A 17,480-nucleotide genomic window follows, 5' to 3' on the forward strand; every position below is an offset into this window, starting at 1 on the left:
CGGATGAATGCAGGGTAGTGGCAGTGCCGGGCCTCGGGGAGACCCCGGCTCACCGCGCGGCGAGCCGGTCCTCCGCCTCCTGCCACCGTGCCGTGTCGCCCCGCGGCTCGTACCGCGTCAGCGGCTGCGTACGAACCAGGAGACGTCGCATGTCGGCGAGGTCGCCGACGAGCCCGTGCGCCCGGGCCTGCACGAGGACGTTGCCGAGGGCGGCGGCCTCCGTCGGGCCGACCGTCACGGGCAGTCCGCAGGCGTCGGCGGTCAGCTGACAGAGCAGCGCGTTGCGGGTGCCGCCGCCGACGATATGGACTACGTCGACGGGGTGGTCGGCCAGCCGCTGGGCATCCTCGACGGCCCGGCGGTGGGCGAGGGCGAGCGAGTCGACGATGCAGCGCGTGATCTCCGCCCGGGTCGCAGGCACGGGCTGGCCGGAGTCCCGGCACGCCTCGGCGATCCGCTCCGGCATCCGGCCGGGCGCCAGGAACACGGGGTCCCCCGCGTCCACGACCGACCGCAGCGCCGGCACCCCGGCCGCCTCGCGCAGCAGCACGCCCAGGTCCGGGTCGCCCCAGGCCCGTACGCACTCCTGGAGCAGCCACAGTCCCATGATGTTGCGCAGATAGCGGACCGTGCCGTCCAGGCCGAGTTCGTTGGTGAAGTTGGCGGCGCGGCTCTCCTCGGTGAGGACGGGCGCGTCCAGTTCAAGGCCGGCCAGGGACCAGGTGCCGGTGCAGATGTACGCGAACCGTTCGCCGGTGGCGGGGACGGCAGCCACCGCGGAGGCGGTGTCGTGTGAGCCGACGGTCGTCACCGGCACGGGAGCGGCCAGCCCCGTCTCCTCCAGCACCTCCGCCCGCAGCAGCCCCGCCGGGTCACCCGGCTGCCGCAGCGGTGCGAACAGGCTCAGGTCGATGCCCAGCCGGGCTGCGACGTCGTACGACCACTCCCGCGTCCGGGGATCGACGAGCTGGGTGGTGGAGGCGTTGGTCAGCTCGGTGCCCTGCTCGCCGGTCAGCCAGTACGCCAGCAGATCGGGGATGAGCAACAGCCGTTTCGCCGAGGCGAGCTGGGCCGACGCCCGGGCCGCCGTCAGCTGGTACAGGGTGTTGAAGGGCGCGTACTGCAACCCGGTCGCCGCGTACAGCTCGGCGGCCGGGACGGTTGCCCACACCTTCTCCGCGACGCCCTCGGTGCGGGCGTCGCGGTAGTGCACCGGATTGCCGAGCAGGGCCCCGTCGGCGTCGAGCAGGCCGTAGTCCACGGCCCAGCTGTCGATGCCGACGGAGTCGAGCTGTCCACCGCAGTGGGCACCGGCCGCCCGCAGCCCGTCCAGCACCCCCGTGTACAGCGCGAGGACGTCCCAGCGCAGCCCCTCCGGAACCCGCACGGGCCGGTTGGGGAAGCGGTGCGCCTCGGCCAGCTCCACGGAGTCCGGGCTCACGCGGCCGACCATGACGCGCCCGCTGGACGCGCCGAGGTCGACCGCGGCGTACGACTTCAGAGTGGAAGATCTCACGGCGGCGCTCATCGCAGGAACGCGGCCGCCACACCCGCGTCGACGGGGACGTGCAGCCCGGTGGTGTGGGTGAGCTCGCCGCCGGTGAGGGCGAAGACGGCGTTCGCGACGTGCTCGGGCAGCACCTCCCGCTTGAGGATGGTGCGCTGCGCGTAGAACTCGCCCAGCTTCTCCTCCTCCACGCCGTACACGGCCGCCCGCTGGGCACCCCAGCCGGCCGCGAAGATGCCGGAGCCGCGCACGACCCCGTCGGGGTTGACGCCGTTGACGCGGATGCCGTGCTCGCCCAGCTCGGCGGCCAGGAGCCGGACTTGGTGGGCCTGGTCGGCCTTGGTCGCGGAGTAGGCGATGTTGTTGGGGCCGGCGAAGACGGCGTTCTTGGAAGCGATGTAGACGATGTCGCCGCCCAGTTCCTGGGCGATCATCACCCGGGCCGCCTCGCGCGAGACGAGGAAGGAGCCGCGGGCCATGATGTCGTGCTGAAGGTCCCAGTCCTTCGCGGAGGTCTCCAGGAGCGGCTTGGAGATGGAGATGCCGGCGTTGTTGACGACGAGGTCGACCCCGCCGAAGGCGAGCGCGGCCGCCTTGAAGGCCTCGGCGATCTGCTCCTCGGAGGTGACGTCGACGGTCACGGCGACGGCCTTGTCCGGACCACCGAGCTCCTCGGCCACCGTGGCGGCGTTCTCGGCGTTGAGGTCGGCGACGACGACACAGGCGCCCTCGGCGACCAGCCGGTGCGCGATGGCCTTGCCGATCCCGCTGCCCGCGCCGGTGACCAGGGCCACCCGGGTCGCGAGCGGCTTCGGCTTCGGCATCCGCTGGAGCTTGGCCTCTTCGAGGGCCCAGTACTCGATGCGGAACTTCTCCGACTCCTCGATCGGCGCGTACGCCGACACCGCCTCCGCTCCGCGCATCACGTTGATCGCGTTGACGTAGAACTCACCCGCCACCCGCGCGGTCTGCTTGTCCTTGCCGAAGGAGAACATGCCGACGCCGGGGATGAGCACGATGGCCGGGTCGGCGCCGCGCATGGCGGGGGAGTCGGGCTCGGCGTGCCGCTGGTAGTAGGCGGCGTATTCCTCGCGGTAGGCGGCGTGCAGCTCCTTCAGCCGCGCGATCGCCTCCTCGAGCGGGGCGGTGGGGGGCAGGTCCAGGACCAGCGGCCGCACCTTGGTGCGCAGGAAGTGGTCGGGGCAGGAGGTGCCGAGCGCGGCGAGGCGCGGATGCTCGGCACGCGCGAGGAATTCGAGGACGGGTTCGGAGTCGGTGAAGTGCCCGACCTGCGGCCTGTCCTGGGAGGCGACGGCACGGACGTACGGCGCCAGGGCCGCGGCCCGCTCGCGCCGCTCCGCCTCGGCCGGCGCCTCGTAGCCTTCGATGACGGGACCGAAGGGCTCGGACTTGCCGCGCTCGGCCAGGAACTGCTCGGCGGTGCGGATGATGTGCAGCGAGTTGCGCTCGCACTCCTGGGAGGTGTCACCCCACGCGGTGATGCCGTGCCCGCCGAGGATGCAGCCGATCGCCTGCGGGTTGGCGGCCTTGACGGCGGCGATGTCCAGCCCGAGCTGGAAGCCGGGCCGCCGCCAGGGCACCCACACCACACTGTCGCCGAAGCATTCGGCGGTCAGCTTCTCCCCGTCGGCCGCGCAGGCGAGCGCGATGCCGGAGTCGGGGTGCAGATGATCGACGTGGGCGGCGTCGACGAGGCCGTGCATGGCGGTGTCGATGGAGGGCGCGGCACCGCCCTTGCCGTGCAGGCAGTAGTCGAACGCGGCGACCATCTCGTCCTCGCGCTCGACACCCGGGTATACGTCGGTGAGCGCCCGCATGCGGTCCAGCCGCAGCACGGCCAGCCCGGCCTCGGTGAGCGTGCCCAGGTCACCACCGGACCCCTTCACCCACATCAGCTCGACGTCACCACCGGTGACGGGGTCGGTGTCGGTGCCCTTCGCGGACGCGTTGCCACCGGCGTAGTTGGTGTTCCGAGGATCAGCGCCGAGCCGATGGGAACGGGCCAGAAGGTCGGCGGCTTCGGGGTGGACAGCCATGGATGTTCCTAACTTCTTGAACGTGGTGAGTACAGAAAGAGAGAACAGGTGCCGGCAGGCGCTTACGCCCCCCAACCGGCCTGTTCCCCGCCGACCCGTTCGGCGACGATCTTCTGAGCCCACCCGGACCGGGCATACGCGGCGATCGGGTCCGGGTCGATCCCGATCTCCTCCCGCACCTCACGCAGCAACGGCCGCACATCGGTGTTGTATGCATCCATCACCACCGCGTTCGCGCCCAGCACATCGCCGGAGGCCTGCGCGACGGCCAACGCCGTCCGATCGACCAGCAGCGCCTTCGCCGTCGCCTCCTGCACGTTCATCACGGACCGGATGATCGCCGGGATCTTCGCCTCGATGTTGTGGCACTGGTCGAGCATGAACGCGACGTCGGACGTGAACCCGCCCCCGCGTACCACCTCGTACATGATCCGGAACAGCTGGAACGGATCCGCGGCCCCCACCATCAGGTCGTCGTCCGCGTAGAAGCGCGAGTTGAAGTCGAACCCGCCGAGCTTGCCCTCCCGGAGCAGCGTGGCGACGATGAACTCGATGTTGGTGCCCGGCGCGTGGTGCCCGGTGTCGACCACGACCTGCGCCTTGTCGCCGAGCTTGAGGCAGTGGGCGTAGGCCGTGCCCCAGTCCGGCACGTCGGTCGTGTAGAAGGCCGGCTCGAAGAACTTGTACTCCAGCAGCATCCGCTGCCCGTCCCCGAGCCGCTCGTACACCTCGGCGAGGCCCTCGGCGAGGCGGTTCTGCCGCTCGCGGATGTCGTCCTGACCGGGGTAGTTCGTGCCGTCGGCGAACCAGAGCTTCAGGTCCTGCGACCCGGTGGCGTCCATGATGTCGACGCACTCCAGCAGATGATCAACAGCCTTCCGCCGCACCGCCGCGTCCGGATGGCAGATGCTGCCCAGCTTGTAGTCGTCGTCCTGGAAGGTGTTGGAGTTGATCGCGCCCAGCTTCACGCCGCGCTCCTCGGCGTGCTTGGCCAGGGCGGCGTAGTCGTCGACCTTGTCCCACGGAATGTGCAGGGCGACGGTCGGCGCGACACCGGTGAAGGCGTGCACCTGCGCCGCGTCGTCCAGCTTCTCCCGCGGATTGCGTGGCACACCCTGCTGGGCGAACACCTTGAAACGGGTCCCCGAGTTCCCGTACGCCCACGACGGCGTCTCGACGGCCTGGGTCTTGAGCGCGGCCTTCACCGCGGCGAGGTCGGTCACTGCAGGGCTCCTGTGACGTCGGGATGGAAAGAGTTCTCAATGAAACGATTCAGAAAGGGAAGCTATGAGGCCTCCGAACGGGTGTCAACCCTTGCGGCGAGGCCGTCTGTCCGTGACCCGGATGTGACCTTTGATTATCGAAACTTTTTCGACACAGACCCATTGACGTGACATGGCGTACCTGTCTAACGTCCCGGCAACCCAGTTGAAACCTTTCACGACGCCGTGAGGGACGTCCCGCCGGCGTCGTCGAGGAGCCCCCAATGACCCACCCGTCCGACACGGGTCCGGCCCCGGTGCTGGCGCTGAAGGACATCACCAAGTCCTTCGGTGCCGTACGCGCCCTGCGGGACGTCTCCCTGGAGCTGTTTCCCGGTGAGGTGCACGCCCTCGCCGGCGAGAACGGCGCGGGCAAGTCGACCCTCATCAAGACCCTCGCGGGGGTGCACCGACCGGATGCCGGCCAAGTGCTGCTCGACGGTGAGGCGGTCGTCTTCCACGGCCCCGGCGACGCCCGCGACGCCGGGATCGCCGTGATCTACCAGGAGCCGACCCTCTTTCCCGACCTGTCGATCGCCGAGAACATCTTCATGGGCCGCCAGCCCCGGCGGGCGCTGGGCCGGATCGACCACAAGGCCACCCACGCGGCGACCGCCGCCCTGATGAAGCGCCTCGGCGTCGACCTCGACCCCGACCGCCCGGCGCGCGGCCTGTCCATCGCCGACCAGCAGATCGTGGAGATCGCCAAGGCGCTCTCCTTCGACGCCCGCGTCCTGATCATGGACGAGCCGACCGCCGCCCTCACCGGCAGCGAGGTCGCCCGCCTCTTCGGCGTCGTACGCACCCTGCGCGACCAAGGCGCCGCCGTCCTGTTCATCTCGCACCGCCTCGAGGAGATCTTCCAGATCTGCCGACGGGTGACCACCCTGCGTGACGGCGCCCTGATCTCCAGCGAGCTGCTGGACGGCATGACCGAGGACGATCTCGTACGGCGGATGGTCGGGCGCGACCTCGACGAGCTCTACCCGAAGCAGGACGTCGAGCCCGGCGAGGTCGCCCTCAGCGTTCGTCGGCTGACCAGGGAGGGCGTCTTCACGGACGTCTCCTTCGAGGTGCGGCGTGGCGAGATCGTCGGTCTGGCCGGACTCGTCGGCGCAGGCCGCACGGAGGTGGCCCGGGCGGTGTTCGGCATCGACCGCTGGGATGCCGGCGAGGTTTCCGTGGACGGCCGTCCGCTCACCAGTGGCGCCCCGTCCACCGCGATGTCCGCCGGGCTGGCGCTGGTCCCGGAGGACCGGCGGGCCCAGGGTCTGGTGATGGACATGTCCATCGAGCGCAATATCGGCCTGACCGGACTGCGGACGACGGTGAAGGCCGGGCTCGTGGACCGGGGCGCCGAGCGCAGCCGCTCGCTCGACTGGGCCGTCAAGCTCCAGGTGAAGTACGCCCGGATCGCCGACACCGTCAACACGCTGTCCGGCGGTAACCAGCAGAAGGTCGTCCTGGCCAAGTGGCTGGCCACCGGCCCGAAGGTGCTCATCGTCGACGAGCCGACCCGTGGCATCGACGTCGGCACCAAGGCCGAGGTCCACCGGCTGCTGTCCCAGCTGGCCGCCGACGGGGTGGCCGTCCTGATGATCTCCTCCGACCTGCCCGAGATCCTCGGCATGGCCGACCGCGTGCTGGTGATGCACGAGGGCCGGCTCACCGCCGAGATCCCCCGCTCCGACGCCACCGAGGAAACCGTGATGGCCGCAGCCACCGGGAGGGCCGCCGCATGACGGTGATCGCGCCCAACCCCGCCCCCGCCGGCGAGGTGTCCAAGTCCAGCGGCACCCGGCTGGTCGACCGCGTCTTCAAGATGCGCGAACTTGCCATCCTGGTCGTCTTCCTGGTGATGATCGCTGTCACTCAGGCGGGCAACAGCGAGTTCCTGTCCGAGCAGGGCATCAAGGACCTGCTGCTGAACGCGACGATCCTGGTGCTGGTCGCCACCGGCCAGTCGCTGGTGGTCATCACCCGCAACGTCGACCTGTCCGTCGGCTCCACCCTCGGCATCAGCGCCTTCGCCGCCGGGATCTACCTCGACGGCGGCGGCAACCCGGTCGTCGCGGTCGTCCTGGCGATCCTGCTCGGCATCGGCTTCGGCCTGCTGAACGGACTGCTCGTCAGCCTCGGCCAGGTGCCGGCGCTCGTCGTCACCCTCGGCACGCTGTACATCATCCGCGGCATCGACTCCATCTGGGTCGGCTCACGCCAGATCACCGCGGCCGACCTGCCCGGCGGATTCGTCGACTTCGGCTCCGGCGGCATCTCCGCCGTGCCGTATCTCGCGCTGATCGCCCTCGCCGTTCTGGTGGCGACGGCGTACTACCTCAAGCACTTCGGCAGCGGCCGCGAGCTGTACGCCCTCGGCTCCAACCCGGAGGCCGCCCGGCTCGCCGGCATCCCGGTCCGCAAGCGGATCCTGGCCGCGTACACCTTCTGCGGCGGCCTGGCCGGCCTCGCGGGGGCGATGTACCTGGCCCGGTTCGGCAACGTCGACTCCAGCACCGGCAACGGCTACGAACTCACCGTCGTCAGCGCGGTCGTCGTCGGCGGCGTCGTCTTCACCGGCGGCTCCGGCAGCGTCTACGGCGCCGCGCTCGGCGCCCTGCTGCTGACCTCCATCAACAGTGTGCTGCCCGCCCTCGGCGTCAGCTCCGTCTGGGTGCTCGCCATCAACGGCATCCTGCTCATCCTCGCCATCGCGGTCGACCGGATCGTCGCGCTGCGCGTGGCCCTGGCCCTGAAGAAGAGGAACGCCCGCCATGCCTGAGTCCTTGACGCGCGCCGTCCGCTGGGACACGGTCGTCGGCGCCCTGCTCATCGTGGTCCTGCTGTTCTCCTTCGGCTTCGTCGACGGCTTCGGCAACGCCCTCAACCTCTCGTTCCTGATCGGCAACGCCCTGCCGGTCGCGTTGATCGCGTTGCCCATGACCCTTCTCGTCGTCGCCGGAGAGATCGACCTGTCGGTGGCGTCCACGGCCGGGCTGTCCGGCGCCGTGATGGGCGCCCTGTGGAACCAGGGCATGGCCATCGAGACGATCATCCCGCTGTGCCTGCTGCTCGGCGTGGTGTGCGGGCTGGTCAACGGCCTGCTGGTGACCCGGCTCGGGCTGCCCTCCCTCGCCGTCACCATCGGCACGCTCGCCGCCTACCGGGGCATCGCCCAGATCGTGCTCGGCTCCGACGCGGTCACCGACTTCCCCACCCAGTACCTGGACTTCGCGGCCGGACGCCTGGGGGACACCTTCCTCCCGCAGGCCTTCCTGCCCTTCGTCGTCCTGCTGGTGATCGCCGTCGTGGCCCTGCACGCCACCCCCTTCGGGCGCTCGCTGTTCGCGATCGGCGCCAGCGAGGAGGCCGCCCGGTTCGCCGGCATCCGCGTCAGGCGGCAGAAGCTGATCCTGTTCATGGTGACCGGCCTGATGGCCTCCCTCACCGGCATCTTCTGGGCCCTGCACTACGCCAGCGCCCGCTACGACAACGCCACCGGACTCGAACTGTCCGTCATCGCGGCGGTGCTGCTCGGCGGCATCGACTTCGACGGCGGCAAGGGCACGCTCGGCGGCGCGATCGCGGGAGTCTTCCTGCTCGGCGCGCTGCAGAACGTGATGAGCCTGCTCAACGTCTCCGCCCAGTCGCAGATCGTCGTCACCGGCGTCCTGCTCGTCGTCTCCGTGCTCGGCCCCCGGGTCGCACGGCAGATCTCCGTAGCGAGGGCGGGCCGCAGGGCCGCCTCGACTCCGACGTCGTAACTCTCACCCGCGTCCGCCCTGCCATCCGCTCCGCTCACCTTCGTAAAGGACTGTCGCCATGCGCAAGTCGTCGATCCGCCGTACCTGTGCGGCCCTCGCCGCCGCCACCTCCCTCGCCCTGGCCGTCACCGCCTGCGGCGGCACCACCAAGAAGGACGTCGCCAATGACGGCGGCTCGGCCGCCACCGGCGGTACGGCCGATCCGAACGCGGCCACCAAGAAGGGCCTGACCGTCGGCTTCCTGCCCAAGCAGGTCAACAACCCCTACTTCACCTCCGCCGACAAGGGCGGCGAGGCGGCCCTGAAGGAACTGGGCTCCAGCTACAAGGAGGTCGGCCCGTCCAGCGCCACCGACACCGCCGGCCAGGTCTCCTACGTCAACACCCTCACCCAGCAGCAGGTCGACGCGATGGCCGTCTCCGCGCAGGACCCCGGCGCCCTGTGCACCGCGCTCAAGCAGGCCATGAAGAACGGCATCAAGGTCGTCACCTACGACTCCGACACCAAGACCGACTGCCGCAACGCCTTCGTCTCCCAGGCCGGCGCGGAGGACCTGGGCCGCACCGAGGTGCAGCTGCTCGCCGAACAGCTCGACTACAAGGGCGAGATCGCGATCCTGTCCGCCGCGCAGACCGCGACGAACCAGAACACCTGGATCGACTACATGAAGGAGGAGCTGAAGGACCCGAAGTACAAGGACATGAAGCTGGTCAAGGTCGCCTACGGCAACGACGACGCCCAGCAGTCCTTCCAGCAGACCCAGGGCCTCCTCCAGGAGTACCCGGACCTGAAGGGGATCATCTCCCCGACCACCGTCGGCATCAAGGCGGCCGCTCAGTACCTCTCCGGCTCCAAGTACAAGGGCAAGGTCAAGCTGACGGGTCTCGGCACCCCCAACGACATGCGCAAGTACGTCAAGAACGGCACCGTCGAGGGCTTCGAGCTGTGGGACCCGGCGAAGCTGGGCGAGCTCGCCGCCCGCACCGCCGTCGCGCTGTCCTCCGGGCAGATCACCGGCAAGGAGGGCGAGACCTTCACGGCCGGCGACATGGGCTCGTACACCATCGGCAAGGACGGCGTGATCAGCCTGGGCAAGCCGACCGTGTTCGACGCGAAGAACATCGATCAGTTCAACTTCTGATCCCCCGAAGCTCCTGATCCAGAAGCTCCTGATCCTGAACCCCCTTACACCGGAGGGCTGTTGATGCAGCGCGTGTGCTTCCTGCTGAAGGTCCGGGCGGACCGCCTCGACGAGTACCGCGAGCGGCACGCCGCCGTGTGGCCGGAGATGTGTGAGGCGCTCTCCGCCACCGGCTGGCACAACTACTCGCTCTTCCTGCGCGAGGACGGCCTGCTCGTCGGCTACCTGGAGACAGAGGACTTCGCCGCCGCCCAGGCCGGCATGGAGGCCACCGACGTCAACGCCCGTTGGCAGGCGGAGATGGCGCCGTTCTTCGAGTCGCTGGACGGCGCCAGACCCGACGAGGCGATGAAACCCCTGACGGAAGTCTTCCACCTCTCCTGATCTGGAGCCCCCCATGAGAAGACGCACGGTTCTGGCGACCGCCCTGGCCGCCGCTGTGGCCGCCCCGGGCACGGCACGGGCGGCCACGCCCGGCCCCTCGGTCACCGAGACGAGCACGACCCGACTCGACGCCCAGGCGGTCTTCTTCGTCTCCTACGACGGCCTGGTCAACAACAACGCGTTCCAGAAGAACGGCCTGCTCACCTACAAGGGCTACCAGTACGCGGCCTGGTACACCTCGACCCGCAACGCGGTCGTCGCCCGCCGGGCCCTCGGCGCCACCGGCTGGTCCACGGTCACCCTCTCCCACCAACTCAAGAGCGACGACTCCCACAACGTCATCTCCCTGGGCGTCTCCAGGGCGGACGGCCGGCTGCACCTCAACATGGACTCGCACAGCGACGGCTTCTTCTACGTGAAGTCGGCCGCGGGCCTCCTCGACAACCCGGCGTCCACGTCCTGGACCGCCTCGGTCTTCGGCTCCGTACAGACGACCCTCGACGGGCTGGCGCTCACCTCCCAGTTCACCTACCCGCAGTTCGTCGCCACCCCCGAGGGCAAGCTCCAGCTGAGCTACCGCGTCGGCATCTCCGGCAACGGCCGCAACGCCCTCGCGGAGTACGACGGCTCGACCTGGACGGCGCTGGGGGAGTGGACCAGCTCCACCGGCACCTACACCAGCGAGCACGGCTCCAGCACGGCCCGCAACATGTACCTCCACGGCATCGACTACGACGTCAACGGCCGACTGCACGCCTTCTTCACCTGGCGCGAGCAGAACGGCGCCGTCATGTGCAGCAGCGGCGGCATCACCAACCACGACACCGGCTACGTGTACTCCACCGACCGGGGCCGCACCTGGCGCAACGACGCGGGCACCGTCGTCGGCACCACCGGCGGCTCGGACACGGTCGCGGTCACCGACAGCGGGCTGGTGGTCGACCCGCTCAACCCCGACCACTCCCTGATGAACCAGGAGAGCCAGTCCACCGACTCCGCCGGCCTCCCGCACGCGATCATCAGCTATGTCCCCGGCCGCTTCGGCCAGTGCACCACGAACTACGTCACCGACCGCACCGCCAACGGCCGCGCCTTCCATGTCCGCAAGAACTCCTCGGGCACCTGGCAGAAGACGGAGATCCCCGTCGTACTGAACTCCAGCCAGCGCACCAAGCTGGTCCTGGACAAGTACGACAACGCCTACGCGATCTTCCCCTACGGCCGGATCGCCGGCGCCTCGAAGGCGTCCGGGTACACCGACTGGGCGCTGCTGTACGACGGCAGTGGTCTGAACGCCTTCGGCGAGGTCGTGATCGACGAGTTGCGCGTCAAGGCGGACAACGTCCTGTCGTTCATGTACCAGGAGAAGTCGAGCGGTACGACCCCCTCGGCGCTCCACGTCGTCGACTTCGCGCTGCCCGCCTGACCGGACACGTCTGGCCCGGTCATGACGGTAATGTGAAGGCCTTCCCGCCGCCCCTCGTTTCCCTGGAGGTCTCCGCCCGATGGCCCAGTCGGTGGGTATCAAGGACGTCGCCCGCGCCGCCGGAGTCTCCGTCGGCACGGTCTCGAACGTCATCAACCGTCCGGACACGGTCGCCGGCGAGACCCGGGCGCGGGTGCAGTCCGCGATCGAGCGGCTCGGCTACGTCCGCAGCGAGTCCGCGCGCCAGTTGCGCGCGGGCCGCAGCCGGATCATGGGGCTGCTCGTCCTCGACATGGGCAACCCCTTCTTCGTGGACGTCGCGCGCGGTGCCGAACGGGCCGCGCGCGACGCGGGGCTCGGCGTGATGGTCTGCAACAGCGCGCAGAGCCCGAGCGAGGAGGCCGAGTACCTGTCGCTCTTCGCCGAGCAGCGCGTGCGGGGCGTGCTGCTCACCCCGGCCGACGCCACCGGACGCAACATCGAGAGCTTCCGCCGGCACAACATCCCCTTCGTCCTGGTCGACCGGGTGGCGGAGGGCACCACCGAGTGCTCCGTCTCCGTCGACGACGTGGCGGGCGGCGCGCTGGCCGTACGCCATCTCGTCGACGCCGGGCACCGCTCCATCGCCTACGTCAGTGGACCGCCCGGCCTGAACCAGGTGCGCGACCGCCGCACCGGCGCCCTGAACGCCCTCGCCGAGGCGGGCCTGGCTCCCGAGGCGCTGCGCGAGCTGCCCACCGAGCGGCTCGACGTCGCCGCGGGACGGGACGCGGGCGCCCGCCTGCTCGGCCTCGCCGACCGGCCGACCGCCGTCTTCTGCGCCAACGACCTGCTCGCCCTCGGTGTCCTGCAGGCCATGTACGCGGCCGGTGTCGGCGTCCCCGACGACCTCGCCATCGTCGGCTACGACGACATCGAGTTCGCGGCCGCCGCGGCCGTCCCGCTCACCTCCGTACGGCAGCCCGCCGTCACCCTGGGCGCGCTCGCCGCCGAGCTGCTCATCGAGGAGACGGAGACGGAGACGGAGGGCGGACGCAAGGCTCATGAGCACCGGCGCGTGGTGCTCCAGCCCGAGCTGGTCGTGCGGAGCTCCAGCCTGCCCGGGCGCTGAGCCGCCGTTCAGTAGCTGTTCATGATCCCCGGTCGGGTCCGGCGGCCGTGGGTGTGCTGAACTGGGACGGCACAGTCCGTCCGTACGGGGAGCCCTGTTGACCGTCAGCTACCGCCAGCCCGGTGTCGTCCTCACCGACCGCCAGTTCACCGTGCCCCTCGACCACGACGACCCGTCCGGAGAAACGATCCGGCTCTACGGCCGCGAGGTCGTCGCGAGCGACAAGGCACGCCAGGACCTGCCGTGGCTGGTCTACCTCCAGGGCGGCCCCGGCTTCGGCGCCAACCGGTTCGTCGGCCGGCCGGCCTGGCTCGGCCGCGCCCTCAAGGAGTACCGCGTCCTCCTCCTGGACCAGCGCGGCACCGGCCACTCCACGCCCGCCAACCGCCAGACGCTCCCGCTGCGCGGCGGCCCCGCCGAGCAGGCCGACTACCTCGCCCGCTTCCGCGCCGACTCGATCGTCCGGGACTGCGAGGCGATCCGCCCGCAGGTCACCGACGGCGCCCCGTGGACCGTCCTCGGCCAGAGCTTCGGCGGCTTCTGCACGGTGACGTATCTGTCCACAGCCCCCGAAGGCCTGACGGCAGCCGTGCTCACCGGCGGCCTGCCCTCCCTGCACGCTCACGCCGACGACGTCTACCGCGCCGCCTACCCGCGCATCGAACGCAAGGTCACCGCGCACTACGCCCGCTACCCGCAGGACGTCGAACGCGCCCGCCGCATCGCCGACCACCTCCTCCAGCACGAGGTGGTCCTCCCGGGCGGCTACCGGCTCACCGTCGAGGCCTTCCAGTCCCTGGGCATCCTCCTCGGTGGCAGCGAGGGCAGCCACCGCCTGCACTTCCTCCTGGAACAGGCCTTCGTTCGCACCCCGCGGGGCCTGGAGCTGTCCGACGCCTTCCAGGAGGAGGTCCAGGGCCTGCTCTCGTACGCCGGGCACCCCCTGTACGCCCTCGTCCACGAGGCGATCTACGGCCAGGACGGCCGCCCCACCGCATGGTCGGCCGAACGCGTCCGCGGCGAGTTCCCGCAGTTCGACGCGGCGAAGGCCCTCACGGGTGACGGGCCGCTGCTGTTCACCGGGGAGTCCGTGCATCCCTGGATGTTCGACTGCGACCCGGCGCTGCGTCCCCTGCGCGAGACCGCCGAACTGCTCGCCGCCCGCACCGACTGGCAGCCCCTCTACGACCCGGCGCGCCTGGCCGCCAACGAGGTGCCGGTCGCGGCGGCCGTCTACCACGACGACATGTACGTCGACACGGCCCACTCCCTCGAGACCGCCCGCGCCGTCCGGGGCCTGCGCACCTGGGTCACGGACGAGTTCGAGCACGACGGCGTCCGGGCCGGCGGCCCCCGGGTCCTGGACCGGCTGCTGGCACTGACACGCGACGAGGCCTGATGTCAGCGGCGCGGGCTGAGCAGTCCTGACGAAGTCCGGTGCGGTATCGCGCCCCGTAAGGGGCGCGGGGCTGTGTCGATATGCGGCTCCGCCGCGTGGGCGCGACCAGCCCCCACCGGCCCGCGGGATCGTCACCACGCTTCCAGCGGAGCGCTTAGTCTGCGGGCATGACAGAGCCGACGATCCCACGCCCACACACGCCGTGGACGCGTCACCGGGACTGGAGCGCGCGGTGCACTCGCTGCTGGAACACCGCACGTACATCGAGGCGTTGACCGACGAGGAGCCGGAGTTGTACGTACGGGACTTCCTGACCGGCGTGTCGAAGTCCATGGGGGAGCGTTTCGGCGGCACGCCGGCCGTGGCGTTCGAACTGTTCAGCAGATAGGCAGACAGGGGGAAGCGATGAACGACACGGAACTGCTGGCGGACCGGTTCGAGGAGCACCGCGGGCATCTGAAGGCCGTGGCCTATCGCATGCTCGGCTCACTCGCCGAGGCCGAGGACGCTGTGCAGGAGGCCTGGCTGAAGCTCGCCCGCACCGACGCGAGCGGCATCCAGAACCTCGGCGGCTGGCTGACCACCGTGACCGGCCGGGTCTGCCTGGACATGCTGCGCTCGCGCACCGCGCGCCGCGAGCAGCCGATGGAAACCGGCTCGGGCGCCTTCGACGCCCTCGACACCTTTGTGCCCGACCCCGTGATCAGTCCTCTGGCACAGATCGACCCGGAGGCGGAGGTGCTCCAGGCCGACTCGGTGGGCCTCGCGCTCCTCGTGGTGCTGGAGACCCTGGAACCCGCCGAGCGGCTCGCGTTCGTCCTGCACGACATGTTCGCGGTGCCGTTCGACGACATCGCGCTGATCGTGGAGCGCAGCCCGGCCGCGACCCGGCAGCTGGCCAGCCGCGCCCGGCGCCGGGTGAAGGGCGCCACGCCGTCGACCGAGCCCGATCTCGGGCGGCAGCGCGAGGTCCTGGAGGCTTTCCTCGCGGCTTCGCGCGGCGGGGACTTCGAAGGGCTGCTCGCCCTCCTGCACCCGGACGTGGTGCTGCGTGCCGATTCGGGTGCGCTGGTGCGCGGCGCGGCCGCGTCCAAGGTCGTCCACGGGGCGAAGCCGGTGGCCGAACAGGCGGCGACATTCGGGCAGTTCGCGGGCTTTGCCCGGCTCGTGCTGGTCAACGGCTCGGTGGGGGTCGTCACGGTGCCGCAGGGCCGGCCGCTGGCGGTCATGGCCGTGACCGTCTCCGACGGCCTGATCACCGGCATGTACATCCTGTCCGACCCGGAGCGGCTCGACCGCCTCGGCCTCGACGACCTGGGGGACTGACCGGCGGCTCAGGCGGCCACGGCGAGCGGGCCGAGGGCGCGGTGCGGGCCCACGACCCGTCCGTCGGGCAGGAGTTCACCGGTGTCGTCGAAGACGATGGTGCCGTTGCACAGCAGGCTCCAGCCCTGCTCGGGGTGGGCCGCCACGATCACGGCGGCGTGGTGGTGCGGGCTGTCCGCGGTGGGACACGGGGTCTGGTGACTGCACATGACGTCTCTCCTCGATCCGTCGGCTCCTGCCTCGGCCGGCTGCTGTCTCCTTGGTAGCCGAGCTTGTTTTCCGTTGGATGAGGAGACCCCCACAGGGCCGGAAACTCGGCGGTGAGTTTTCCCGTCCCCGTGGGGGCGCGGAAGGGTCAGCGCCGTACCGCGTCGTGCAGGGCGGCCAGCAGATCCAGCGGGCGGCGGTCCGGGAACTCCGCCCGGGTGAGGTTCATCGCGTACGAGAACCCGACCCGCTCACCGGGCCAGGCGCCGTGCCGTGACCCGCCGGCTCCGGCGTGCCCGAAGGTGTCCGGCGGGGGGCCGAACAGCGCGAGCTCGGTGCGGAGTTCGTAGCCGGCTCCGTACGCCATCGGTGTTCCCCACAGGGGCGAGACACCCCGCCGCAGCTCCCGTCGGGCGAGCGCGACGGTGGACTCCTTCAGCACGCGTATGCCGTCCAGCTCGCCGCCCCGGGCCAGGCAGGCGTAGAAGCGCGCCATCGAACGGGCCGTCACATACGCGCCGACGGCCGGGAGTCCGGCGCGCCGGAAGGCGGGGCTGTTCCAGAGTGCGGGGGCGTCCGGCGCGGTCAGCGGGTTGCGGGTGAGGGCGCGGAACGAGTCCTCGTCCTCGGACTGTGGTGATGGCAGCACACCCGGCCCCGCCAGCGTGACCGCGACCCGGTGGTGCTCCTCGTCCGGCAGTCCGAGCCGGACGTCCAGGCCGAGCGGGCGCGCGAACTCCTCGGCGAAGAGGGCGCCGACGGTCCGCCCGTCCACCCGCCGCACCAGCTCGCCGGTCAGCCAGCCCCAGGTCAGTGCGTGATACACGAACCCGGCGCGCGGGTCGTCGGACGGCGGCTGCGCGGCCAGGAGCTTCGCCATGTGGGCGTGATCCAGCAACTCCTCGTTGCTGACGGGCTGTTGTACGCCGGGCAGCCGCGCCTGGTGCGACAGGATCTCGGCGACGGTGATCCGCTCCTTTCCGGCCGCGGCGAACTCCGGCCAGTAGTGGGCGGCCGGCGCGTCGAGGTCCAGCAGCCCCCGTTCGGCGAGCAGCAGGACACATGCGGACGTCAGGCCCTTGGCGCCCGAGAAGACCAGCTGCAGGGTGTCGGCGCGCCAGGCGCGTCCCGTCGCCGGGTCCGCCAGGCCGCCCCACAGGTCGACGACGGGTTCGCCGTCCCGGTACGCGGCGAAGGCGGCGCCGACCTCGCCGTACCGTTCGAAGTTGCGGGCGAAGACCTCCGTGACCGCCTCGAATCCGGGTGAGGTGGTGCCCTGGACGCCCCTCACGCCCCCTCCGCCGTGAGCAGCGCGAGGGCGGCCCGCTCGGCGTCCTCGGCGGCCCGGCCCTCGGGGTCGTGGTGGTCGGCGACGACCGTGGCGCCCTCCAGCAGGATCAGCAACTGCCGCCCCAGCCGTTCCGGTTCACGGACGCCGGCACGTTCGGCGATCGAGGTCAGCAGCCGCTGGTAGCGGCCCAGGTGGCGGTCGGCGATGGTGCGGGCGGGCGGGGTGTGATGCTGGGTCGACGCGTTGACGATCGCGCAGCCCCGGAAGCCGGGCTGTCGGTACCAGCTGCCCAACGCGTCGAAGAGCGCCGACAGTTGGGCGCCGGGGTGGGGTCCGGCGGCCTCGACCGCGTCGGTCAGCCACTGTACGACACGGTCGCTGCGTGCCTCCAGGACCGCCTCGACGAGGCCGTCCTTGGAACCGAAGTGCCGGTACAGCGTCTCCTTCGAGGCGCCCACCTCCCGGCACAGCTCGGCGACGCCTACGCCGTCCAGTCCGCGCTCGTAGAGGATCTCGGTCGCCGAGGCGAGGAGCGCGGCGCGGGTGCGCTCCGGATCGAGAGAGGTTCCCTTGGGTACGGGCATGCACGAGATGGTACCGATCGGTTC

15 protein-coding genes and 1 pseudogene are annotated in these 17,480 nt (G+C 70.7%); 10 read left to right on the forward strand and 6 right to left on the reverse strand.

Annotated elements, in window-relative coordinates:
- Positions 1-49: 49 nt before the first annotated feature.
- The 3 genes from ABT114_RS02385 to rhaI all read right to left on the reverse strand — a co-directional run bounded on the left by ABT114_RS02385 (position 50) and on the right by rhaI (position 4,787).
- Complete coding sequence (locus ABT114_RS02385) at positions 50-1,501, reverse strand: rhamnulokinase (RefSeq protein ID WP_351138193.1); 1,452 nt, start codon at positions 1,499-1,501, stop codon at positions 50-52.
- Between the two features lie 23 nt (positions 1,502-1,524).
- Positions 1,525-3,564 (reverse strand): bifunctional aldolase/short-chain dehydrogenase, encoded by a 2,040-nt coding sequence (locus ABT114_RS02390; protein WP_351137647.1) that lies wholly within the window; start codon positions 3,562-3,564, stop codon positions 1,525-1,527.
- Between the two features lie 62 nt (positions 3,565-3,626).
- Positions 3,627-4,787, reverse strand: coding sequence for an L-rhamnose isomerase (gene rhaI / locus ABT114_RS02395; RefSeq protein WP_351137649.1), 1,161 nt, complete (start codon positions 4,785-4,787; stop codon positions 3,627-3,629).
- Between the two features lie 263 nt (positions 4,788-5,050).
- Between rhaI and ABT114_RS02400 the strand changes: the two genes are divergently transcribed.
- The 10 genes and pseudogenes from ABT114_RS02400 (at position 5,051) to sigJ (ending at position 15,374) form a co-directional block, all read left to right on the forward strand.
- Positions 5,051-6,568, forward strand: coding sequence for a sugar ABC transporter ATP-binding protein (locus ABT114_RS02400; protein ID WP_351137651.1), 1,518 nt, complete (start codon positions 5,051-5,053; stop codon positions 6,566-6,568).
- On the forward strand, positions 6,565-7,605 hold the full coding sequence (locus ABT114_RS02405; RefSeq protein ID WP_351137653.1) for an ABC transporter permease: 1,041 nt from the start codon (positions 6,565-6,567) through the stop codon (positions 7,603-7,605). Before ABT114_RS02400 ends, ABT114_RS02405 begins: the two co-directional genes overlap by 4 nt.
- Positions 7,598-8,587 carry an ABC transporter permease gene (locus ABT114_RS02410; RefSeq protein WP_351137655.1) on the forward strand — a complete coding sequence of 330 codons (990 nt, stop codon included), beginning with the start codon at positions 7,598-7,600 and terminating at the stop codon, positions 8,585-8,587. The genes ABT114_RS02405 and ABT114_RS02410 overlap by 8 nt, the downstream gene beginning before the upstream one ends.
- A 58-nt stretch (positions 8,588-8,645) precedes the next feature.
- Positions 8,646-9,728 carry a rhamnose ABC transporter substrate-binding protein gene (gene rhaS, locus ABT114_RS02415; protein WP_351137657.1) on the forward strand — a complete coding sequence of 361 codons (1,083 nt, stop codon included), beginning with the start codon at positions 8,646-8,648 and terminating at the stop codon, positions 9,726-9,728.
- Between the two features lie 63 nt (positions 9,729-9,791).
- Positions 9,792-10,112: an L-rhamnose mutarotase gene (locus ABT114_RS02420; RefSeq protein WP_351137659.1), complete on the forward strand. Its 321-nt coding sequence runs from the start codon at positions 9,792-9,794 to the stop codon at positions 10,110-10,112.
- 13 nt (positions 10,113-10,125) lie between these two features.
- Positions 10,126-11,538, forward strand: a complete 1,413-nt coding sequence (locus tag ABT114_RS02425) for a BNR repeat-containing protein (RefSeq protein ID WP_351137661.1) — start codon at positions 10,126-10,128, stop codon at positions 11,536-11,538.
- Positions 11,539-11,617: 79 nt separating this feature from the next.
- Positions 11,618-12,649: a LacI family DNA-binding transcriptional regulator gene (locus ABT114_RS02430; RefSeq protein ID WP_351137663.1), complete on the forward strand. Its 1,032-nt coding sequence runs from the start codon at positions 11,618-11,620 to the stop codon at positions 12,647-12,649.
- A 97-nt stretch (positions 12,650-12,746) separates the two neighbouring features.
- Complete coding sequence (locus tag ABT114_RS02435; RefSeq protein WP_351137665.1) at positions 12,747-14,048, forward strand: alpha/beta fold hydrolase; 1,302 nt, start codon at positions 12,747-12,749, stop codon at positions 14,046-14,048.
- A gap of 175 nt (positions 14,049-14,223) precedes the next feature.
- A pseudogene (locus ABT114_RS02440) lies at positions 14,224-14,436 on the forward strand (PIG-L family deacetylase); the annotation flags it as partial.
- 17 nt (positions 14,437-14,453) lie between these two features.
- The gene (sigJ, locus tag ABT114_RS02445; protein ID WP_351137667.1) at positions 14,454-15,374 is read left to right on the forward strand and encodes an RNA polymerase sigma factor SigJ; all 921 of its coding nucleotides are present in this window, start codon (positions 14,454-14,456) and stop codon (positions 15,372-15,374) included.
- 8 nt (positions 15,375-15,382) lie between these two features.
- Here sigJ and ABT114_RS02450 read toward each other — a convergent pair whose 3' ends face one another.
- The 3 genes from ABT114_RS02450 to ABT114_RS02460 form a co-directional block, all read right to left on the reverse strand.
- Complete coding sequence (locus ABT114_RS02450; protein ID WP_351137669.1) at positions 15,383-15,583, reverse strand: DUF5999 family protein; 201 nt, start codon at positions 15,581-15,583, stop codon at positions 15,383-15,385.
- A 146-nt stretch (positions 15,584-15,729) separates the two neighbouring features.
- A complete protein-coding gene (locus tag ABT114_RS02455; RefSeq protein ID WP_351137671.1) occupies positions 15,730-16,872 on the reverse strand; it encodes a serine hydrolase domain-containing protein in 1,143 nt (380 codons plus the stop codon).
- Positions 16,869-17,456: a TetR/AcrR family transcriptional regulator gene (locus ABT114_RS02460; protein WP_351137673.1), complete on the reverse strand. Its 588-nt coding sequence runs from the start codon at positions 17,454-17,456 to the stop codon at positions 16,869-16,871. The genes ABT114_RS02455 and ABT114_RS02460 overlap by 4 nt, the downstream gene beginning before the upstream one ends.
- Between the last annotated feature and the right edge of the window lie 24 nt (positions 17,457-17,480).

This window comes from Streptomyces sp. NPDC002088, from assembly GCF_040296605.1.
GTDB lineage: Bacteria > Actinomycetota > Actinomycetes > Streptomycetales > Streptomycetaceae > Streptomyces.